Origin of the sequence: Streptomyces sp. ISL-98, assembly GCF_018614055.1 — a bacterium.
Classification (GTDB): domain Bacteria; phylum Actinomycetota; class Actinomycetes; order Streptomycetales; family Streptomycetaceae; genus Streptomyces; species Streptomyces spiramyceticus.
In genome coordinates, this window is sequence record NZ_JAGGPB010000072.1 from 1 (window position 1) to 18,006 (window position 18,006).

The following is an 18,006-nucleotide window of genomic DNA, read 5'->3' on the forward strand; positions in this document are numbered from 1 at the left end:
GCCGAGGGTGGCCAGCACGCCGAGCTCGCCGTTGATGACGGCCGGCTCCATGGTCAGGGCGGCCAGTTCGGGCTTGGCCAGGAAACCTACGATCCAGCGCGCGACGTGGTCGGTGCCGTGGAGAGGGCGGCGGGCGGCGGTGACCTTGCCGCCGCCGTCGGACCAGGCGGTGACGTCGGGGGCGAGCAGCTCCATGACGGCGTTCAGGTCGCCGCCCGCGCAGGCATCCATGAACTGGGCGGTGACCTGCTGGCGCTGGGTCTGGTCGGTGTCGAAGCGGGGGCGGCGGGCCTGGACGTGCTCGCGGGCGCGGTGGGCGATCTGGCGGACCGTCGGCTCGGGACGTTCGAGGGTCTCGGCGATCTCGGCATGCGAGTAGCCGAAGACCTCGCGGAGCAGGAAGACGGCACGTTCGACGGGGCTGAGGGTTTCCAGGACGACCATCATGGCGGTGGAGACAGTGTCGGCCAATTCGGTCTCCGTGGCGATGTCGGGGGAGGTCAGCAGGGGTTCAGGGAGCCACGGGCCGACGTAGGTCTCGCGGGTGGCCCACGCGGAAGTCAGGCGGTTCAACGAGAGGTTGGTGACCGTGCGCACCAGGTAGGCCTTGGGGTGGCGAATCGCTTCGCGGTCCGCGGTGCTCCAGCTCAGCCAGGCGTCCTGCAGGACGTCCTCGGCGTCGGCGACGCTGCCCAGCATGCGGTACGCGGTGGCGAACAGCAGCCTGCGGTGCTCGATGTACGGGTCCTGCTCAGCTCTGGCATCGACCATCGGCCCATGCTGCCAGCACCGTAACCAGGGCGGCAAGGACCGAGATCACGGCGCTGGGAGCCGATGTGCCCGTCATATCGCGGGCTCGCGGGTGGCGCGGCCGCCCTTGGAGACGATGGTGGTGACGTTCATGCGCTTGCTGAACCGATAGGTCTTGAGCGGGCTGCCGCTGACCATCTCCTTGTACGCGACGGCGCTCCGGCCGGTGAGGTGCATGCGGCGGGGGTGTCGTCGGCCTTGGTGAACTGGATGACGGCATCACGGCGGCCGAGGCTGACCGGCTGGTGGAAGTAGCCGAAGCGGAACGCCTTGACGGCCTTGCCGCGCACGAGCCGCGCGATGGTGTCAGCGGTGTACTGGGCGGTGGGCAGGCCGCTCTGGCAGGTGCCGTGGATCTGTCCCCAGGCCAGACGGACAGCGGCGGCGTCGCCGATGGCGTGGATCTCCGAGTGGGACACCGAACGCAGCGTGGCGTCGACCAGGATGAGGCCGCGGTCGTCGGTGGCGATCCCGGCGGCGGCGGCGAGCGGCGACACCTTGACACCGGCGGTCCACAGGCAGGCGTCGGAGCGGACGAGCCGGCCGTCGGCCAGCTCGACGGCGCCGGGCAGCACCTTGGCGACGCGGGCGCCGGTCTCAAGAGTGACGCCGAGGAGGTCCAGCGCGCGGTAGAGGTAGGCGCGGGCCTTGGCGCCCATCATGCCGCCGGGCTCGTCCAGGCTGATCAGCGTGACGTCCAGGCCGGGGTGGCTCTCGGCAATCTCGGTGGCCGCCTCGATGCCGGTCAGGCCGCCGCCGCAGACGGTGACCGTGCCGCCGGACGCGGCGACCTCGGTGAGCCGCGCGGCGAACCGACCGGCGATCTCCGGGTTGTTGAGGGTGAACGCCTGGGTGTTGACGCCGGGGACCTTGCCTGTGTCGGTCGAGCTGCCCAGCGCGTAGACGAGCGTGTCGTACCCGAGGGTCTCGGCGCCGTCGACGGTGATCTGCCGGGCCTCGGGGTCGATGGCGGTGGCGGCGCCCTGGACGAACGTGACGCCGGTCCCGGCGAGCAGGTCGGGGATCTGGTGGTCGGCCAGCTCCTGCCCGGCGGCGATCTGGTGCATCCGCAGCCGCTCGACGAACCGGCTCGAAGGGTTGACCAGGGTGATCTTCACGCCTGTCCGGCGGGTGCGGTGGGCCAGCCGGATGGCGCTGAACATGCCCGTGTAGCCTGCGCCGAGGACGACGATGTGGTGGCCGTTGTTCATCTCAATCTCCCAAGGTCGGGCACCGGCTTCGGTGTCGGTGACGCCCATGGGACAAGCAACCCGCACCGGACGTGACAGGTCGCCGATGTGAACCACGTCACACCAGGAGCACCGTTGGTGTGCTGGCAAGAACCCGTCAGTTGCCTCGCTGTACCGGGCCTGGCCGAGGCGGAGCAGGACGCCGAAGAGGACGGGCTCCCACTGCCCGCCCAAGGCAGCGCGTATCCGACGTCCGGACGAACCTCTCACCCCCGAGGAAGCCGAACTCCGCGAGCGACTCCAGCGCCAGGTCCTCGACGGCGCAGACTGATAGGCGCCCAGATTCAGCCCAACGTGCCGACCCCGCTTAGCGTTCCATCCTGTAGGAATACCGGCGGGACCCCGGCCCCAAGTGCGGCCAACTGTCGGACGAATCCGGAGGTGCACCGTTCCGTCGCAGGTCAGCGGGCCGTGGATGGGGAATTTCGGAGAGCAGGTCTGTCCCACCCCCGAGCACGAGGTGGGGAGATTCAGGGTTCTGGCCGCGCTTCCGTGACGGCTGCGCCAGCGAGACGGCCCGCGTCCAGGCCGGCCGGCCTGCCACCGCGCAACAACCTCAGCAGGCCTTCACGCAAGTGCGGCCAGAACCGCATAGGCACTGTCCGCAGGATCATGCGGAGGGTGTCAGCTGTGGCTGCGGTGTCGTGCGTGTGCTGCCCTCGGTCAGCAGCATGATGGCGGTGAGTACGACGATGGCGGCCGCCGATACGTGAACACTCAGCGCTGTGGTGAACGTGCCGCCATGGGTGACGACCGCAAGCGCGTCACCGAGCGGAATGATGGCGTCGATGAGGACCACCCAGCCGAGGATTCGCCGCTGCCCGAGCGTGAGCAGCAGGAACACGGTGGATGCCACGGCGATATCGCGTACGCCCTTCACGACGAAGTAGCCGTCGGCGTTCCCCTGTGGCCAGGGGGTGATGCCGAATCCGGCGGGTGCACCGTCAGGGTTGAGCAGGAAATTGAGCCCGAGGAACAGAACTGCGACGCCGGTCAGTGCGGCAAGGGCAGTGGTGATGTGACGCCTCTTCATGGATCCTCCGAGAGGGAGAGCGGGGCCTGTGGGTCCGTGCCTTCCTGCGTTGTCCGGCAACTGCTCGCTCGTGCGGTCAGGCAGGGGCCGCACTGGTTTGGCCACTGGGGGACCTCCGGACCGGGGTGCCCGGGCTGTGCCGGATCAGGGTGATGCCGTACGCGACGATCCAGACGACCCACAACAGCCAGCCGGCGAGGCCGAGGAGGCCCAAGGCCCCGCCGTTGCCGATCACCCAGTGGGCGAGGGTGGCGGAACTGAACTGCAGTGCGGCGGCGAGCAGCCCCAAGGTGCCGTGCCACGGCCGGATCACGCCGGTGCGCAGGCCGCCGACGGACAGGCCGAGGAGGGCGAGCGCCAGAAAGGTTCCGTTGAGGGTGAACACCGCATCGTGCAAGGCCCAGAGTGCCGTGGTCGCGGAGGGGTCGTGCGGGGCTGTCGAGGTCAGGGCGAGGCGGGTCGCGATGACCCCGGCGAAGGTGACGTTCTGCAGGGCCAGTCCGGCGAGTCCGAGCAGCGACCACGCTTCGCCGCGGTCGCGCTCGGACCTCCGCAGCGCGACGAGCGCACCGGCGCCGAACAAGGTGGCCAGGATCCAGGCGGCGGGGGCGAGTGCGGAGCCGATGCCGACAGCGGTGCCTTCCTCAGCGAAGAACTCGGTGACCTTGCCGATCTCTGCGCCGGTGAGGGGCAGCCCGGCGGGCACCATCATCACGTTGCTGAGGGTGATCATGGCGGCGAAGCCTAAGGCGGCCATGCCACTGATCCGGGAGAAGCCGATGTTGGCCAACTTGGATTGACGTGTCATATATTGATTATAAGCAGCGCAAACCTGGAGAGGGCAAGGTATGAGTGCAGAGCAGGACCGACGTCGCTATGACTCACTGCGTCGGACGACGCAGGCACTGGAGACCCAGGCCGAGATCGCCCGCGCTGCACGCCGGCTCTTCGACTCCCAGGGCTGGGCGGGCACGACCGTGCGCGACGTGGCGCGCGAGGCGGGAGTCTCCGTGCCCACGGTCTACTCGACGTACGGAAACAAGACCGGGCTGACCCGGGCCGTGGCCGATTCGGCCGACCTGTCCGCCGACGCGCCGCAGATGCTCGCGGAGTTGGAGGCCGCAGCGGCGGACCCTGGGCGCCAGCTAGCGGCGATGGCCGCCTACGACCGGCGGCTGTTCGAGCGCGCGGGCGACGTCATCATGCTGATCCGCGAAGCGGGCCGCAGCGAACCCAAGCTCGCCACGGCTTACCGTGACGGCCGCGAACGGGGCGACGAAACCCGGGTTCAGGTCTTCTCGTCCTGGCCGGACGGCACCCTTCGACGCGACCTGGACCTGGGGTCTGCCGTCGACATCTACGCAGCCATCTGCAACATCGACGTCTACACCACACTCACCACCGAACGTGGCTGGCTACCCGGTCGTATCGAGGAGTGGTGGGGCCAGGCGCTGGTCCGCGAGCTTCTGAGTTAGACATACGCCGAACACCTCCGTCTTCACCCCGCCTGGCGCCCCCGAATGCCTGGCCTGGATGCAGGGCCGTCTCTGGCGTAGCCGTCACGGAAGAACGGCCAGAACCGCTTTCAAGAATCCCCCTCAGCGGCGCGTGGGTCCCCGGCCAGACCATCGGGCTTGCCGCAGCATCGAGGCGTGCACGGTGGGCAGCCCGTACGCGAACTTCGCAGAGCACGACCGGGGGTTCGGTGACCGTCGGCAAGTACACACTCGCCGCCGACCCCAGTCGAGTCGTGGGGCATGCGCAGGAGGTGCGGCTGCCGGAACATCCGGCAGCCGCACCTGAAGTGCCGGGCGTTTACGGGTGCTGGAGGATCCAGATGGTGCCGGTGCCGGGGCGGTAGAGGGCGAGGTGGTCGTGCTTGCCCGTGCCTTCGTAGTCGAGGGCGAAGACTTGGTCGGCGGGGGAGCGCAGGTCGTAGCCGCCGATTCCGTTGCCGGGGTCGCCCTGTGCGTAGACGGGTGTGAATTGGCCGCCTTGGTTGCGGAGGATCCAGATGGTGCCGGTGCCGGGGCGGTAGAGGGCGAGGTGGTCTTGCTTGCCGGTGCCTTCGTAGTCGAGGGCGAAGGCGCGGTCGGCGGGGGAGCGCAGGTCGTAGCCGCCGATTCCGTTGCCGGGGTCGCCCTGTGCGTAGACGGGTGTGAATTGGCCGCCTTGGTTGCGGAGGATCCAGATGGTGCCGGTGCCAGGGCGGTACAGGGCCAAGTGGTCCTGTTTGCCAGAGCTGTTGTAGTCGAATGCGAACGCCTGGTCGGCTGCCGACTGGAGGTCGTACCCGCCGATGCCCTTGCCGGGATCGCCCTCGTGGTAGACCGCCCCGAACTGCCCGCCCGCGTTGTTCAGGATCCAGAAGGTGCCCGTTCCGGGGCGGTACAGCACCAGATGGTCGAGCTTGCCGCTGCCGCTGTAGTCGAAGGCGAAAGCGCGGTCGGCCGGCGAGCGCAGGTCGTACCCGCCGATGCCTTTGCCGGGATCGCCTTCCTGGTAGACCGGGCTGAACTGGCCGCCCTGGTTACGGAGGATCCAGATGGTGCCGGTGCCGGGGCAGTAGAGGGCGAGGTGGTCCTGTTTGCCCGTGGCCTCGTAGTCGAAGGCGAAGACTTGGTCGGCGGGAGAGCGCAGGTCGTAGCCGCCGATGCCTTTGCCGGGATCGCCTTCTTGGTAGACCGGGCTGAACTGGCCGCCTTGGTTGCGCAGGATCCAGATGGTGCCGGTGCCGGGGCGGTAGAGGGCGAGGTGGTCCTGTTTGCCTGTGCTGCCGTAGTCGTACGCGAACGCGCGGTCGGTGGGGGAGCGGAGGTCGAATCCGCCGATTCCGCTGCCCGGGTCGCCCTGTTGGTACACGGGCCGGAAGAGCTTGCGGGTGAAGGAGGAACGGGTGCCGTCGAGAGTGGCGTCCATGCGGGCCGACTGGCCCTGCGTGAACATGAACATCGCCTCGTCGTCGGTGTAGTCCATGTAGTTCATGAACATGTCGCCGTTGGGCCCGTTGTTGCAGGTGACGTGCGGGAAGGTGGGAGTTCCCACGTTTGCTCCGGCCTGATTCGGGGTGTCGGCGACGGAGTCGCTGCCGCTGCAGCCCATACCGTCGTCGCCCCAGATGTGGAACAGGTTGAGCCAGTGTCCGACCTCGTGAGTCGTGGTACGACCGAGGTGGAAGGGCGTTGCTGCCGTGCCGGTGGTGCCGAAGGCCGAGTGCCGGATGACGACCCCGTCCGTATTCGCCGGACCGCCCGGGAACTGCGCGTAGCCCAGAAGCCCACCGCGTAACTGGCAGACCCAGAGGTTGAGATAGCGGTCGCGCGGCCACGCGTCGTGGCCTCCACGCGCTGCGAACTTGACGCCGTCGCCGGTGTCGAAGTCCGCCACCGACGTACGGGTACGGGTGATTCCCGTCGTCGGCTGTCCGGCCGGGTCGTGGGTGGCGAGACGGAACTCGATGCGGCAGTCGGCCGTGAGTGGCTGCCAGACGGCCGGCGTCCGGGAGACATCGGGGTTCAGCCGACGGAAGTCCCTGTTCAGGACATCGATCTGACTGATGATCTGGGCGGCGGTGACGTTCTGCGCGTCGGTGCTGTGGACCACATGCACCACGACCGGGATACGGGTCACTCCCACCCGCTCGGCTTCCTGCTCCCGGCGCTCATAGGCGAAGGCCCGGTTCTCCACGGCTGTACGGGCTGTTGCATACGCGGGTTCCTCGGCGAGCAGCCTGCGGTGTGCCTCCATTGTTCCGCAGAGGTTGTTCGGTGAGGAGGAGGGATCCATCCTGCTGGTGTCGACGTTGTCGGGCACGCTGCCTCCTGCAATTTGCCGTCTTGTCCGACGGAAGTGGAAGGAAGAGAACAGCGGGCCCCGCTAGCGGCTACGGTAGGCCGACAAGTCATGTTGTGTAAGTAGAATCACAGCTTCGGTGCTAACTATGGTGATCCATTCCGGATCCTCCCAACTGTGGTGATTCAAGAGGTGGCTGTGGCATGGCTGAGATGTCCGGCGAGGGTCTCGGTGAGGCGTCGCCCGGGCTTTTCCAGTACTGGGTGCATTCGTACGAGGAGGATGCGGATGGTGTGATGGTCTTCCGCCCAGCCGACTACCTCTTCCCGCCCGCGCGCGGGCGTCGGGGCCTGGATTTCTCCGAGGACGGCACGTTCATCGACCACCCCATCGGCCGAGGCGACGCCCCTGGGGCGCTGACCGGACGGTGGGAGCAGGCGGAGGGCCGAGAGCTCGCCTTGAGTTTCCCGGGCGAGGGCCGGCGCCGCGACCGGCGCTTGAACATCCTCCACTGCGACAGCAAGGTTCTCAGGATCCGCGCTTAGGTCGTCCTCATGCCCGCGCTCATGTGGGCGTCACTTCGTCACGGTCCGGTCTGGCTGTGGGGTCAGTGGCCGACGTCATGCTCCGCCGCCTCACTCACACCTCTACCCTGACCTGGCTCGCCCGGCCCGCCTGGCGCCCGCCATCCCCGACCCGGGGGGGTGCCCCTATGGGTTTGGTCAAGCTGTTGGGGCGGGTTGGGGTTCGTAGAAGGTGCCGTCGCGGAGCATCGCGAAGAGCACGTCGGCTCGTCGTCTGGCCAGGCAGAGGAGGGCTTGGGTGTGGTGCTTGCCCTGGTCGATCTTCTTGTCGTAGTAGGCCCGGGAGGCCGGGTCGGCCAGGGCTGCGAACGCGGACAGGAAGAAGGCTCGTTTGAGCTGCTTGTTTCCCCGCCGGGACGGTTGCTCACCGCGGATCGACGAGCCCGAACTCCGAGTCGCGGGGGCGAGACCGGCATAGGCGGCGAGGTGGGCGGCGGACGGGAAACTGCTGCCGTCGCCGACGTCGATGAGGATCCTCGCTCCGGTCCTGACGCCGATCCCTGGCATCGAGGTCAGGACCTTCGAAAGAGGGTGGGCCTCCAGCAGTTCCTCGATGCGACCGGCCAGCATTTTGCGCTGGTCAAGGACGGAAGTCAGCGAACCGGCCAGAGTCGGGACGATCAACGCTGCCGCGTCCGTGCCGGGAACGACCACGGTCTGGTCGTCCAGCGCGGTGAAGATGTCCTCAACAAGCCGCTCGGCCATCCGCGGCGCCTTCGGCCGCAACAGGCTGGTCAAGCGACGTCGTCCGGCCTTGCGGATCTGGGCTGGCGAGCCGAATCGCCCCAGCAGGTCCAGGACGGCCGGATGCTGGACGCGGGGACCGAGAACTCGCTCCAAGTGCGGGTGGATCTGTGTCAGCAGGCCGCGGAGCCGATTGCTGATCCGCGTTGCTTCGCCGGCCAGGTCGTCGTCGAACCCGACGAGCATCTCCAGCTCGGCGATGGTCTCGTCTTCGAGTTCGACCGCGCGGAGGGTGTGCGGCATGACGCGGGCCGCGTCGGCGATGACGAATGCGTCGCGGGCGTCGGTCTTGGCCTCGCCGGGATAGAGATCGGCGATCCGCCGCATCGTCAGGCCCGGCAGATAGGCAACAGGGCAGCCCATGTCCCGGGCCACCGCCAGCGGCAGAGCCCCGATGGGGGCTGGCTGGTCGACCACGACGAGCACGGTCCCGTGCTTGGCCTGCAGCTTGGCGAACACTTCCCGGAGCTTCGGTTCGCTGTTGGGCAGCCGCTTGTCGAACGTCTTCTTCCCGGCCGGCGTGACAGCGGTGGCGTGGTGTTCGCCCTTGCCGACGTCCAGGCCGAGGAAGGCGCCGATCTCGCTGACGTCGATCACGTGTGTCCTCCGGTCGTTCCTGCCCGGCCGTCCCACGGCACCGATCGCCACATCCACATTACGAAGAGCCTCCCGACGTGCGAAGAAGCCGGTGGTCATGCCCCTAATCAGCGGTCTGTCGATGCCTCCGGAGCTGGTGACACCCCCCCCAGGCCATACGTTCGACAGGGGGAGAAAGTCATGCCAACTCCGGAGGCCGGGCGCCCCGTTGCGGGGCCACCAAGAAGGTAATGGGGAGCGTTGATGAGGGAACTCCTGGACAAGATCGACACTCTGCAGCAGCTCGTCCGCGAGACCACCGAACGGCTGCGTGAGCAGATCACCCTGCTCACAGAGCAACTCGTCGCCGCCGAAGACACCTTGAAACGTCTGGAGATCACCCGCGAACGCCGGCCCAAGCCTCCAGTGCGATGGCGCGGGCCGGTCACCGCCGAAAGCGATCTGATCTATTCCCGAGTCGACGCCAACACACTGATGTGACTCGGCCTCTCCGCGGGTGGCTTCGGACTCGGAGTGACATGGGTGTACCAGCGAGGACGCACACGGCGGACCGGTATTCGGCCGGCTGCACGCCCGGTGCGGACCTCGGCCCTCGGCGTGGACCGGCATCAGTCTCGCTGCATTGGCAGCGGGGACGCTGAAGCCATTTCGGGTGCGGCGGCGGAAGGTGTTGACCCTGCCCCTGCGTCAGGGTTGGAGCCTGGACGCATGACGAACAACAGCACTTCCTCGGCTCGGCTCGCGCCGCCGATCGGAGGGTTCCAGGAGATCGACGGCCGCCGCATTTTCGTGCATCAATCGGGCCGCGGCGGACCGGCCGTGGTGTTCCTGCCGGGCGCCAGCGCGGTCGGGCTGGACTATTTCGGCGTCCAGCAGGGGGTTTCGCAGTTCACCACCGCTGTGGTGTACGACCGCGGCGGCACGGGCTACAGCGATCCCCTCCCGCTGCCACGCACTGCCGCCGCGGTCGCCACGGAACTGCGCCAGCTGCTGCGCGCCCAGAACATCGCCGCCCCATACGTTTTGGTGGCGCACTCCCTCGGCGGCTTCTACGCGCATCGGTTCGCGCAGTTGTACCCGCAGGACGTAGCCGGGCTGGTCTGGTTGGACGCCTTCCACCGCGACTGGGACGACTTCATGCCTCCCGCGGCGGGTCTGGCCGCGGTCGAGCAGATGGGACCTGATCGGGAGCAGCTGGAACAGATGCGCCCGGCCCTGCGCGAGATGAGAGCCGAGTTGCTCGCGGACTACCCGGAGCACATGCGGCAGGCGCTGATCGATGCCAAAGCGAGTGATGAATGGACCCACGCCGGCATCGCCGAGCGCACCAAGTTGGCCGAACTCGCCACCGAACTGCGGGCCGGGCCGAACATTCCCGACGTCCCGGTGGTTGCTCTCACCGTGTTGGGCATCGACCCCGGCCAGCAGGCGCTGACGTCGGAGCGGACGTTGCAAGAGATGCATGACGGCAGGACGAGGTTGGACGAGGCCCTGGTGAGCGCGGTCTCCCACGGGGAACAACGCATCATCTCCGACACCAGCCACCACCGGCTCTGCTTCGACCGGCCCGATGCCGTGGTCCAGGCGATCCGCGACGTCGTCGACCGAGCTCGCCCCTAGACTCGGCACGACCACGTTGCACGAAGACCCGAGGAGGACGGTGCTCACGATCGGCCAGCTCGCGGCAACTGCCGGCGTGACCGTGCGCACCGTTCGCCACTACCACCACGTCGGCCTATTGCCCGAGCCCGAGCGCGATGCCTCCGGCTACCGCCGCTACAGCGCGCAAGCGGCGGTGGATCTCATCCGGATCAGGACCCTCGCCGATGCCGGGGTGCCACTGGCCCGTATCGACGTGCTGCTGCATGCACAGCCGACCGAATTCGCCGCGGCCATCACCGACATCGACGCCGAATTGCAGCGCAAGATCGACCAGCTCACCGAATACCGCCGCAGGATCGCCGAACTGGCCAGCGGCGAAAGGCTTGCCCTGCCCCCTGAGGTGGTCGCCATCCTGAACCGGATGCGCAGTATCGGGGTCAGCGAACGGAGGGTACGACTCGAGCGCGACGCGTGGATCCTGATGCAGGCACTGGACCCGCACGTCATGCCGCAGCGGATACGGGACAAGAACGCCGGCCTCGACGACCCCGAGACGACGCGCCTGTATCTCGCCTGTGATCAATCAGTCGACTGGGATCCGCACGATCCACGCCTGGACCGGCTCATCGACGACCTGGACGCATGGGAGATCAAACACGAACGAGACAGCAACCGGGCAGGGTACCTGAAGCTGGTCTCTTCCCGGATCTCCGAGGCATCACCGGCATGGCAACGCATCATCGATGCGCTCGCCCACCGCGCCAAGCAGCGCCGACCCGCCGGGCACGACAGCTGAGAGGCCCAGCAGAACCCGAGAACCGCCTCGGCCGACTGGTCGGACCATCTTCACCGTGGACACAGGCCATCGACCAGCGCGAGCCGCTCGCAACCTCTCACACCATGCCTGTGACGAGCAGTCGGGCGTCGTGCGCCAGTGCGCGGACTATTGCAAGCTCCTGCCCTGGCCGAAACGACAGCCCCGGCGTCACCGAGTGGAACGCGCCGATCCCCCAGAAGACGCTGATTTCAGGGCTCGGGTCAGTTCGCGGTTGGCGCCGCGGGCCGCCCCCAGGCCGGCCTGGCTGTCTTCGAGGCGGCCGGTGAGTTCGACGACCTGCTGTTCCAGCCTGGTGATCTTCCTGCGCTGTGCCGGCGCGTCAGGGCAACGTCGAAGCGGCCTGCAACACATGGGCGCACGCCCTCGACGCTAAGAACGGCGTCCAATCCGGGCAGAGCGCGGGAAGTGTGATCAACATGCGCCCGGTTGTCTCCCCATACCGTAACTGCGGTATCACCGCAGCGGGGGAGATGGAGCGTTTGTGTCCGGCGACGCCGAGGGGGAGCGGGAGGGTGCCGCCTCCGCCTCCGATTTCTCGAGTCATTGCCCCCGGAAAACGTGCGTGCGTACGGGATCTCGGCCGTGCCAGGATGGCGTCGGGAAGCGAGGTCTCGTGGACGAGTTGAGGCGATTCCGCCTGGCGTTGGTCGCATGGGCGGCCGGCGGAGCGGGGGCGGGTGCGGCCGCCGCGGTGGCGCGGGAACTGTCCGGCGGCGGTGTGCGGACGATCGTACTCGTCGAGGGGAGCAGTGATCAGGTCGCGCTCGAAGCGCTGGCCACGCGCTACGGCCGCGACCTCGGTGCGGAGGGCGTCGCGGTAGTACCGCTCGGAGGTGCGACGAGCATCGGGCGTTTCCTGGACGTATGCGGTCCTCCGGGGCTCGGCCTCCCGCTGGCCGGTCTCTGCGACATCGGTGAGGAGCGACATTTCCGGCGTCATCTGGAGCGGGTCGGGCTCGGGCCCGGTCTCACGCACGCCAGACTGGAGACACTTGGGTTCCACGTGTGCGTCGCCGACTTGGAGGACGAGCTGATCCGCGCTCTCGGGGCCGAGGGCGTGCAGCAGGTGATCGAAGCCAGGGCGAGATGCGCCCCTTCCACACCTTCCAAGGCCAGCCGGCACAGCGGGAACGGCCTGTGGAGCACCAGCTGCGGCGCTTCATGGGCACGCACAGCGGTCGCAAGGCGCTCTACGCGCAGGCGCTGGTCGCGCACCTGGACCTAGAGCGCGTTCCCCGACCACTGGAGCGTCTGCTCACGCACGTCTGACACGGCCGACGCCATCGCCGTGCCGGCGTGCGGCCCCCGTCAGCGGAAGTGAACGGGCTGACCAGCAGGGTCTCGGATCCGCGGCTGACCGGCCGCGGAGTGGCCATTGATCGTGAGAGTCGGCCACGCGATCTGAGGGGGCGGTACGTGACTTGATGTCCGGTTCGTGGTCGCCCGATCGCGTGGGGCTGCGGGATCCGGGCGATGAACGCCGTACGCCAACTGCTCTGCACGGCTGCGTACACCGAGGGCGAAAAGGGGTTCGTGCCCCAGCCCAATCGGTGGGTGGTGGAGCAGACCTACGGCACCCTGTCCTGGCACCGTCGCCTGGTCCGCGACTACGAACACCGGCCTGCCTCCTCCGAGTTCCGCGTCTACTGGGCGATGAGCGATGTCATAACCCGTCGGCTGACCGGCACCACCACCCCACCTGGCGCGACGCATGACCGGCCACCACGCGGTCAGGCCGTTCCTGGACCAGATCGACACCCGTGAGCGGGAACTGGCCGGGCAGGCCGAACAGGTCCGGGCCCGCATCGAAGAGCTCACCGCACGGCTGAGTGAACTCGATACCGAAATCCACGAGTTGAGGATCACCCGCAAGACCCTCACCGCCCCGGCCGACGACCTCGCCCCCGAGTCAGCACCGGATCCACAGCCGCCACCGCCGACGGTCCCGGACCACCCCGCCGACCAGCACACCCAACCGTGACCGGACATCAGCCCAGGTATCGCCCTCTGAGACGTCTCGTGCTGCTGTCCGAGTGGGTCTCGCCCAGGTGCCGCTGCGTGCAGCACCGGCGCGTACGCACCCACACCACGGGAGTTGCCCGCGCCGGGCGGTGACGGGGAGGGAGGAAAGTCACTCCATCGGGTGGGAGATGCCCCATTTCGGCGTAGTGCCGAAATGCCGTGGGCACTTTCCGCAGCGGTGTGGGTTCCACGCCATCAGCGGAAGCAGGGGAGGATCTTCATGCAGCAGGACGAAGTGTACGAACCACCGGCCATGGTGGAAGTCGGTGACTTCGCCGAGCTGACCCGCGGCGAGGCCCTGGGCGCGCACTACGAGGGCGGATTCCCGCCGTACGAGTGGTACCTCGGCCCCAACTGAGCCCGAGACCGACAACACATGACGGGTGACGTGCCATGAGCGGTGACGTGTGGTTCACGATCCTTCCGGACGGTGAATCCGGCGTGGCCGCGGCGCGGCTCCTGCGCCCCTGGGCCACCGAGAGCATCGCTCACCACTCCGGTCGGCCGTGGCTGCTGGGCAGTTGGCCGGAGGGACTGGTGACGGTGGGCGCGGCAGGGGCGCGGCGAGTCGCGGTGATCGGGCGCTGCCCGGTCACCGTCGAGGCGCTGTCCGCGCGGGCGGGACGGCTGCGGGACATCGGGGACGTGGAGCGGATCGCCCACGGTCTGACCGGAAGCTTCCACCTCCTCGCCTCCGTCGACGGTTCGGTCCGGGCCAGGGGGAGCGCGTCCGGGGTGCGGCGGCTCTTTCACGCGCGGGTGGGCGGAGTGTCCGTGGCCGCCGACCGGTCGGACCGGCTCGCCGCCGTGACCGGAGCGGCCCCTGACGAACGGCTCCTGGCCGCTCACCTGCTCGCCTCGCCGCTTCCGTATCCGCTGGACGACCGCTGTGTGTGGCAGGGCGTGCGAGCGCTGCCGTCCTTCGATTGTCTGCTGATCGACGCGGACGGGCGGGCCCGGACCCAGCGGTGGTGGACCCCGCCGGAGCCGCAGCGCGCGTGGCGGGAAGGAGTGCCCGCGGTGCGCGCGGCGCTGACCGCCGCGGTGGGCGCCTGCACGGCCGACGGGGGCACGGTGAGCGCGGATCTGTCAGGCGGCCTGGACTCCACCAGCCTGTGCTTCCTGGCCGCCCGGGAGCAGGAGCGGACCCGGCAGGCCGGAGCGAGGCTGGTGACGCTGCGCTGGCAGAGCCTTGACCCGGAGAACGACGACGCGGCCTGGGCCGCGCGTGCCGCTGCCCGCCTTCCCGGCAGGGAGCACGTCACGCCCGACCGCGACCAATGGCCCCTTTGGTACAGCGACTTGACGGCTCTGACCGGCGACGCCGTCCCCACCGACGAGCCGGGACCGTGGGTGCGCGACGGCGCCAGGATGGCGGCGCTCTGCCGCCTGATGACCGGACGGGGGTCACGCCTGCACCTGATGGGCGGCGGCGGAGACGAGCTGTTCAGCACGTTTCCCCCGCACCTGCACGACTACGTGCGACGCCATCCGCTGGCGGCGTATTCCCGTATCCGTACGCAACGCGCCTCCCAGCACTGGCCGCTCGGGCAGCTGCTGCGGCAGCTCGCGGACCGCAGGACGTTCGGTCAGTGGCTGGCCGCATGGGCACAGGGCCTCGCCGCCGCCGAGCCTTCCTCGGCGGCCCTGGTCCGCGGGGCCCCCTCGATGGCGTGGGGGGTGGACCTGCGCATGCCGTCGTGGGCGACCCGGGACGCGGCCTTGGCCGTGCAGAGCCTGCTCCGGGAAGCCGCCGAGACCGCCGAGCCGCTCGCGCCCCAGCGCGGACAGCACACAGCGCTCGCGTGAGTACGGACCGGTGGGCGCGGCCTGCGGCAACTGGATCAGGTGACCTCCCGCAGCGGCCTGGGGCAGGCCGCGCCCTACCTCGACGACCAGGTGATCGAGGCGGCCCTGGCCATCCGAGTGGCCGAGCGCAGCACGCCCGGCCGGTACAAGCCGGTGCTCGCCGAGGCGATGCGCGGCATCGTGCCCGACGACGTCCTGCGGCGGCAGACCAAGGGCGAGTACAGCACGGACTTCCACGTCAGTCTGCGCCACAACCGCGCCGCCCTGGTCGAGCTCTTCGACGGTTCGCGGCTCGCCCGGGCCGGACTGATCGACGATGCCGCGGTCCGTGCGTCCCTGCTTGGGGTGCACCCCACCCCGGAGGGGCTGCGCTCCCTCAGCTCCAGTCTGGGCAGCGAGATCTGGCTCCGTGCCCGCCCCGCGCGCACCCGCCCGCCGAGCATCGCGATCACTGAAGGAGCGACGTGAGCCTGACCCTGCGACCCGACGTCTGCGCGACGGACACAGCGGACGGCATGGTGGTGCTCGACGAGGTCACCGGCCGGTACTGGCAGCTCAACCGCACTGCGGCGCTCGTCCTGCGCAGCCTCATCGACGGCGCCGAGCCACTGGACACGGCCCGCGCACTGTGCGACGCCTACCCCCGGCTCACCGCCGAGCGCGCCGGCGCCGACACGGCCTCGATCACGCGCGCGCTGATCGAGGCCCGGCTGGTGGTGCCCGTATGAGCCAGTCGATGGTGCCCGCCGCCCGCAGCCGCCTGCCCCTGCGCCGCCGTCCCGCTGCCCTCCTCGCCACGGCCGCCGCCCGGCTGATCGTCGCGTTCAAGCCGCACCGCATCCGCCGCGTCCTGTCCGTGGTCCGGCGCGGGGCCGCCCCCGCCACCACCCGGCAGGCGCTCGCTGCCCGCGAGGCTGTCGTCGCGGTCAGCGCGCGTTGCGCCGGGGAGGGCTGCCTCCAGCGTTCCGTGGCCACCGCGCTGCTGTGCCGGATGCGCGGGGTGTGGCCGGACTGGTGCACAGGAGTGCGCACGGCGCCGTTCCGCGCGCACGCCTGGGTGGAGGTCGACGGCCTCCCGGTGGGCGAACCGCACCGGCCGGGGGAGTACCAGCGCATGATGGTGGTGCCGGCCGCCCTGCCGGAGAAGCGGCTGCCGGAAAAGCAGCCCTGAGGCCCGGCGGGCCCCGGACGTAAAGGGGCCCTCGGCGGCAAAGGGGCGGGCGGTCACCGGTCCTGGGCGAGGCGGTAGAGCTCGGCGAAGAGTCCGTCGCGTGCCATCAGCGTCCGGAAGTCGCCCTCTTCACGGACGCGACCCCGGTCGAGGACGACGGTGCGGTCCGCGATCCGGGCGTTCTCCAGGCCCTGGGTGACGAAGACGGCGGTCTTGCCCGCGGCGAGCTCCTTGAAACGGCGGATCACCAGGTACTCGGCGCGGGGTTCCATCGCGGAGGTGGGTTCGTCCAGCATGAGCATCACGGCATCACGGCATCACGGCATCACGGCATCACGGCAGAAGGCGCGCGCGACGGCGATCCGTTGCCACTGCCCGCCGGACAGGTCGGTGCCGCCCCAGTGGGAGCCCGCGACCAGCGTGTCCAGGCCGTGCGGGACGTGCGCGACGACACTGTCCGCGCCGGCCGCCCGCGCGGCGTCCAGGAGGAGGGTGTCGTTCTCGGAGCGGGGCTGGCCGAGATGGATGTTGGCGCGCAGGTCCATCGGCCAGCGGGTGTAGTCGTGGGGCACCAGACCGACCTTCGCCCACACGGTGTGCGGGTCGGCCTCGGGTACCGGCTGTTCTGCCATGCCTAATCCGTAGGTAGGGACGTTCCGTAGGAGCGGGTGCTTCTCGGGATGTTCGAGTACCAGTTTGTGACGCCAGGGGCAGCCGGGCCGGTCAGGCCTCAACGTAGACCGGGTGCGCGGTCCTGGTGCTCAGGGTGGTGGCGGTCGCGTGGGCGCCGAACGGATGCCTATGCCATACCGGGCCTTGATGCCTAGCCGTAGATCGAGCACGGTTCGGCGCCTTCGGGGCCGCCACCACTGTCAACACCTCGCGCCTACGGCTTGACGAGTTAACAACGTTAGGTGTCTATGGCGGGTCAGGGGCTCGGCCCAGATGATCCCCGGCTGGCCCTACTCCTTCATTGCGGCCAGCGAATGTCCGAAAGCATTGCAGGTTAGTCAGCGAGGCGACGCTGGGGAGAACTCGTACTGCAACTCGAAAAGATGAGCCGCTTCCACCGCGTCGGTCACGGTCACGGGCCGGCCCCCAATGCTGTACGCCACACGGAAAGTGCGCAGCAGCGGCACTGTTTCGGGCAGCCGCAGAATGGTGTTCTGCTCCTGTGTCGGGACCTGGGCGGTGAGCGAGTCCATGCACCGCAGGGCGGGGTAGCCGAGGTGGGTGAGAAGTGAGGGAATGCCACCGCGGATGAGGCGGTGACCGGTGATCAGGGTCCCGGCGACTATGTCGTACGGAAAGTAAACCTTGATCAGGGCTGCCGGTTCCCCGTCGAAGGTCAGCAAGAGATGACGCAGGACGGCTGGTTGTCCAGCGGTCATATGGAGGGCTTTGACGATCCGGGCCGGAAGTTCGGGCAGGATCTCGACCTCCAAGAGGGTGAAGCGGGCATCGATCCCACGTCTGCGAAGCTCGACTATCCACGGGAAAGGCTCACTGGGGCCGGTAAGCGACATTCCCTGGGCGGGGCGCATGGTTTGTCGGCGGTGGCCCATCACCACCACTTCGCCGTCGGCGTGCGGCTCGGTGAGATGTTCGTCCTGCAGGGTGCGCAAAGCCCGGTGAACTGTCGTGTCGTCGGCGCCCAAGCGTTGGGTGAGGTCAGCGTGGCGCAGTACGGTACCGGGAGGGACGGCGCCGGACAGGATCTCTTCGCGCAAATCGGCGGTGATGCGTTCGTGCAT

At 68.9% G+C, this 18,006-nt stretch carries 17 protein-coding genes and 4 pseudogenes; 12 read left to right on the forward strand and 9 right to left on the reverse strand.

Annotated elements, in window-relative coordinates; all coding sequences use genetic code 11:
- The 4 genes and pseudogenes from sigJ to J7I98_RS35775 all read right to left on the reverse strand — a co-directional run.
- On the reverse strand, positions 1–771 hold a 771-nt coding region (sigJ, locus tag J7I98_RS35760), incomplete at its 3' end, for an RNA polymerase sigma factor SigJ (RefSeq protein WP_214929236.1).
- A 72-nt stretch (positions 772–843) separates the two neighbouring features.
- Positions 844–2,021, reverse strand: a pseudogene (locus J7I98_RS35765) (NAD(P)/FAD-dependent oxidoreductase).
- Positions 2,022–2,670: 649 nt separating this feature from the next.
- On the reverse strand, positions 2,671–3,093 hold the full coding sequence (locus J7I98_RS35770; RefSeq protein WP_214929237.1) for a DUF4267 domain-containing protein: 423 nt from the start codon (positions 3,091–3,093) through the stop codon (positions 2,671–2,673).
- Between the two features lie 76 nt (positions 3,094–3,169).
- Positions 3,170–3,901 (reverse strand): 2-oxoglutarate/malate transporter, encoded by a 732-nt coding sequence (locus tag J7I98_RS35775; RefSeq protein ID WP_214929238.1) that lies wholly within the window; start codon positions 3,899–3,901, stop codon positions 3,170–3,172.
- A 40-nt stretch (positions 3,902–3,941) separates the two neighbouring features.
- Between J7I98_RS35775 and J7I98_RS35780 the strand changes: the two genes are divergently transcribed.
- Positions 3,942–4,568 (forward strand): TetR/AcrR family transcriptional regulator, encoded by a 627-nt coding sequence (locus J7I98_RS35780; protein ID WP_214929239.1) that lies wholly within the window; start codon positions 3,942–3,944, stop codon positions 4,566–4,568.
- A 340-nt stretch (positions 4,569–4,908) separates the two neighbouring features.
- Here J7I98_RS35780 and J7I98_RS35785 read toward each other — a convergent pair whose 3' ends face one another.
- The gene (locus J7I98_RS35785; protein WP_308378049.1) at positions 4,909–6,906 is read right to left on the reverse strand and encodes a zinc metalloprotease; all 1,998 of its coding nucleotides are present in this window, start codon (positions 6,904–6,906) and stop codon (positions 4,909–4,911) included.
- A gap of 182 nt (positions 6,907–7,088) precedes the next feature.
- On the opposite strand from J7I98_RS35785, the gene J7I98_RS35790 reads away from it, so the two are divergent.
- Positions 7,089–7,430 carry a hypothetical protein gene (locus tag J7I98_RS35790; RefSeq protein ID WP_214929240.1) on the forward strand — a complete coding sequence of 114 codons (342 nt, stop codon included), beginning with the start codon at positions 7,089–7,091 and terminating at the stop codon, positions 7,428–7,430.
- Between the two features lie 177 nt (positions 7,431–7,607).
- Here J7I98_RS35790 and J7I98_RS35795 read toward each other — a convergent pair whose 3' ends face one another.
- Positions 7,608–8,810, reverse strand: coding sequence for an IS110 family transposase (locus J7I98_RS35795; protein WP_214929241.1), 1,203 nt, complete (start codon positions 8,808–8,810; stop codon positions 7,608–7,610).
- A 243-nt stretch (positions 8,811–9,053) separates the two neighbouring features.
- Between J7I98_RS35795 and J7I98_RS35800 the strand changes: the two genes are divergently transcribed.
- From J7I98_RS35800 to J7I98_RS35845, 10 genes and pseudogenes are all read left to right on the forward strand, one after another.
- Positions 9,054–9,290 carry a hypothetical protein gene (locus tag J7I98_RS35800; RefSeq protein ID WP_214929278.1) on the forward strand — a complete coding sequence of 79 codons (237 nt, stop codon included), beginning with the start codon at positions 9,054–9,056 and terminating at the stop codon, positions 9,288–9,290.
- Between the two features lie 228 nt (positions 9,291–9,518).
- Positions 9,519–10,430 (forward strand): alpha/beta fold hydrolase, encoded by a 912-nt coding sequence (locus tag J7I98_RS35805; RefSeq protein WP_214929242.1) that lies wholly within the window; start codon positions 9,519–9,521, stop codon positions 10,428–10,430.
- 40 nt (positions 10,431–10,470) lie between these two features.
- Entirely contained in the window at positions 10,471–11,208 is a 738-nt protein-coding gene (locus tag J7I98_RS35810) for a MerR family transcriptional regulator (protein ID WP_214929243.1), read from the forward strand.
- A gap of 655 nt (positions 11,209–11,863) precedes the next feature.
- Positions 11,864–12,519: pseudogene (locus J7I98_RS35815) on the forward strand (TOPRIM nucleotidyl transferase/hydrolase domain-containing protein).
- A 252-nt stretch (positions 12,520–12,771) separates the two neighbouring features.
- Positions 12,772–13,014 (forward strand): annotated as a pseudogene (locus J7I98_RS41740) (hypothetical protein); the annotation flags it as partial.
- Positions 12,962–13,231, forward strand: coding sequence for a hypothetical protein (locus J7I98_RS35820; protein ID WP_214929244.1), 270 nt, complete (start codon positions 12,962–12,964; stop codon positions 13,229–13,231). The pseudogene J7I98_RS41740 and the gene J7I98_RS35820, both read left to right, overlap by 53 nt.
- Positions 13,232–13,492: 261 nt before the next feature.
- Positions 13,493–13,630, forward strand: a complete 138-nt coding sequence (locus J7I98_RS35825) for a lasso RiPP family leader peptide-containing protein (protein ID WP_190231568.1) — start codon at positions 13,493–13,495, stop codon at positions 13,628–13,630.
- Positions 13,631–13,665: 35 nt separating this feature from the next.
- Positions 13,666–15,549, forward strand: a pseudogene (locus tag J7I98_RS35830) (asparagine synthase-related protein).
- Positions 15,546–15,809 (forward strand): lasso peptide biosynthesis PqqD family chaperone, encoded by a 264-nt coding sequence (locus J7I98_RS35840; RefSeq protein ID WP_214929247.1) that lies wholly within the window; start codon positions 15,546–15,548, stop codon positions 15,807–15,809. The pseudogene J7I98_RS35830 and the gene J7I98_RS35840 overlap by 4 nt, the downstream one beginning before the upstream one ends.
- Positions 15,806–16,252: a lasso peptide biosynthesis B2 protein gene (locus J7I98_RS35845; protein WP_214929248.1), complete on the forward strand. Its 447-nt coding sequence runs from the start codon at positions 15,806–15,808 to the stop codon at positions 16,250–16,252. Before J7I98_RS35840 ends, J7I98_RS35845 begins: the two co-directional genes overlap by 4 nt.
- A 53-nt stretch (positions 16,253–16,305) precedes the next feature.
- Here J7I98_RS35845 and J7I98_RS41745 read toward each other — a convergent pair whose 3' ends face one another.
- The 3 genes from J7I98_RS41745 to J7I98_RS35855 all read right to left on the reverse strand — a co-directional run bounded on the left by J7I98_RS41745 (position 16,306) and on the right by J7I98_RS35855 (position 18,006).
- Positions 16,306–16,548, reverse strand: a complete 243-nt coding sequence (locus tag J7I98_RS41745) for a hypothetical protein (protein ID WP_251021669.1) — start codon at positions 16,546–16,548, stop codon at positions 16,306–16,308.
- A 21-nt stretch (positions 16,549–16,569) separates the two neighbouring features.
- Positions 16,570–16,884, reverse strand: a complete 315-nt coding sequence (locus J7I98_RS41750) for a hypothetical protein (protein WP_251021670.1) — start codon at positions 16,882–16,884, stop codon at positions 16,570–16,572.
- Between the two features lie 378 nt (positions 16,885–17,262).
- Entirely contained in the window at positions 17,263–18,006 is a 744-nt protein-coding gene (locus tag J7I98_RS35855; RefSeq protein ID WP_214929249.1) for a GntR family transcriptional regulator, read from the reverse strand.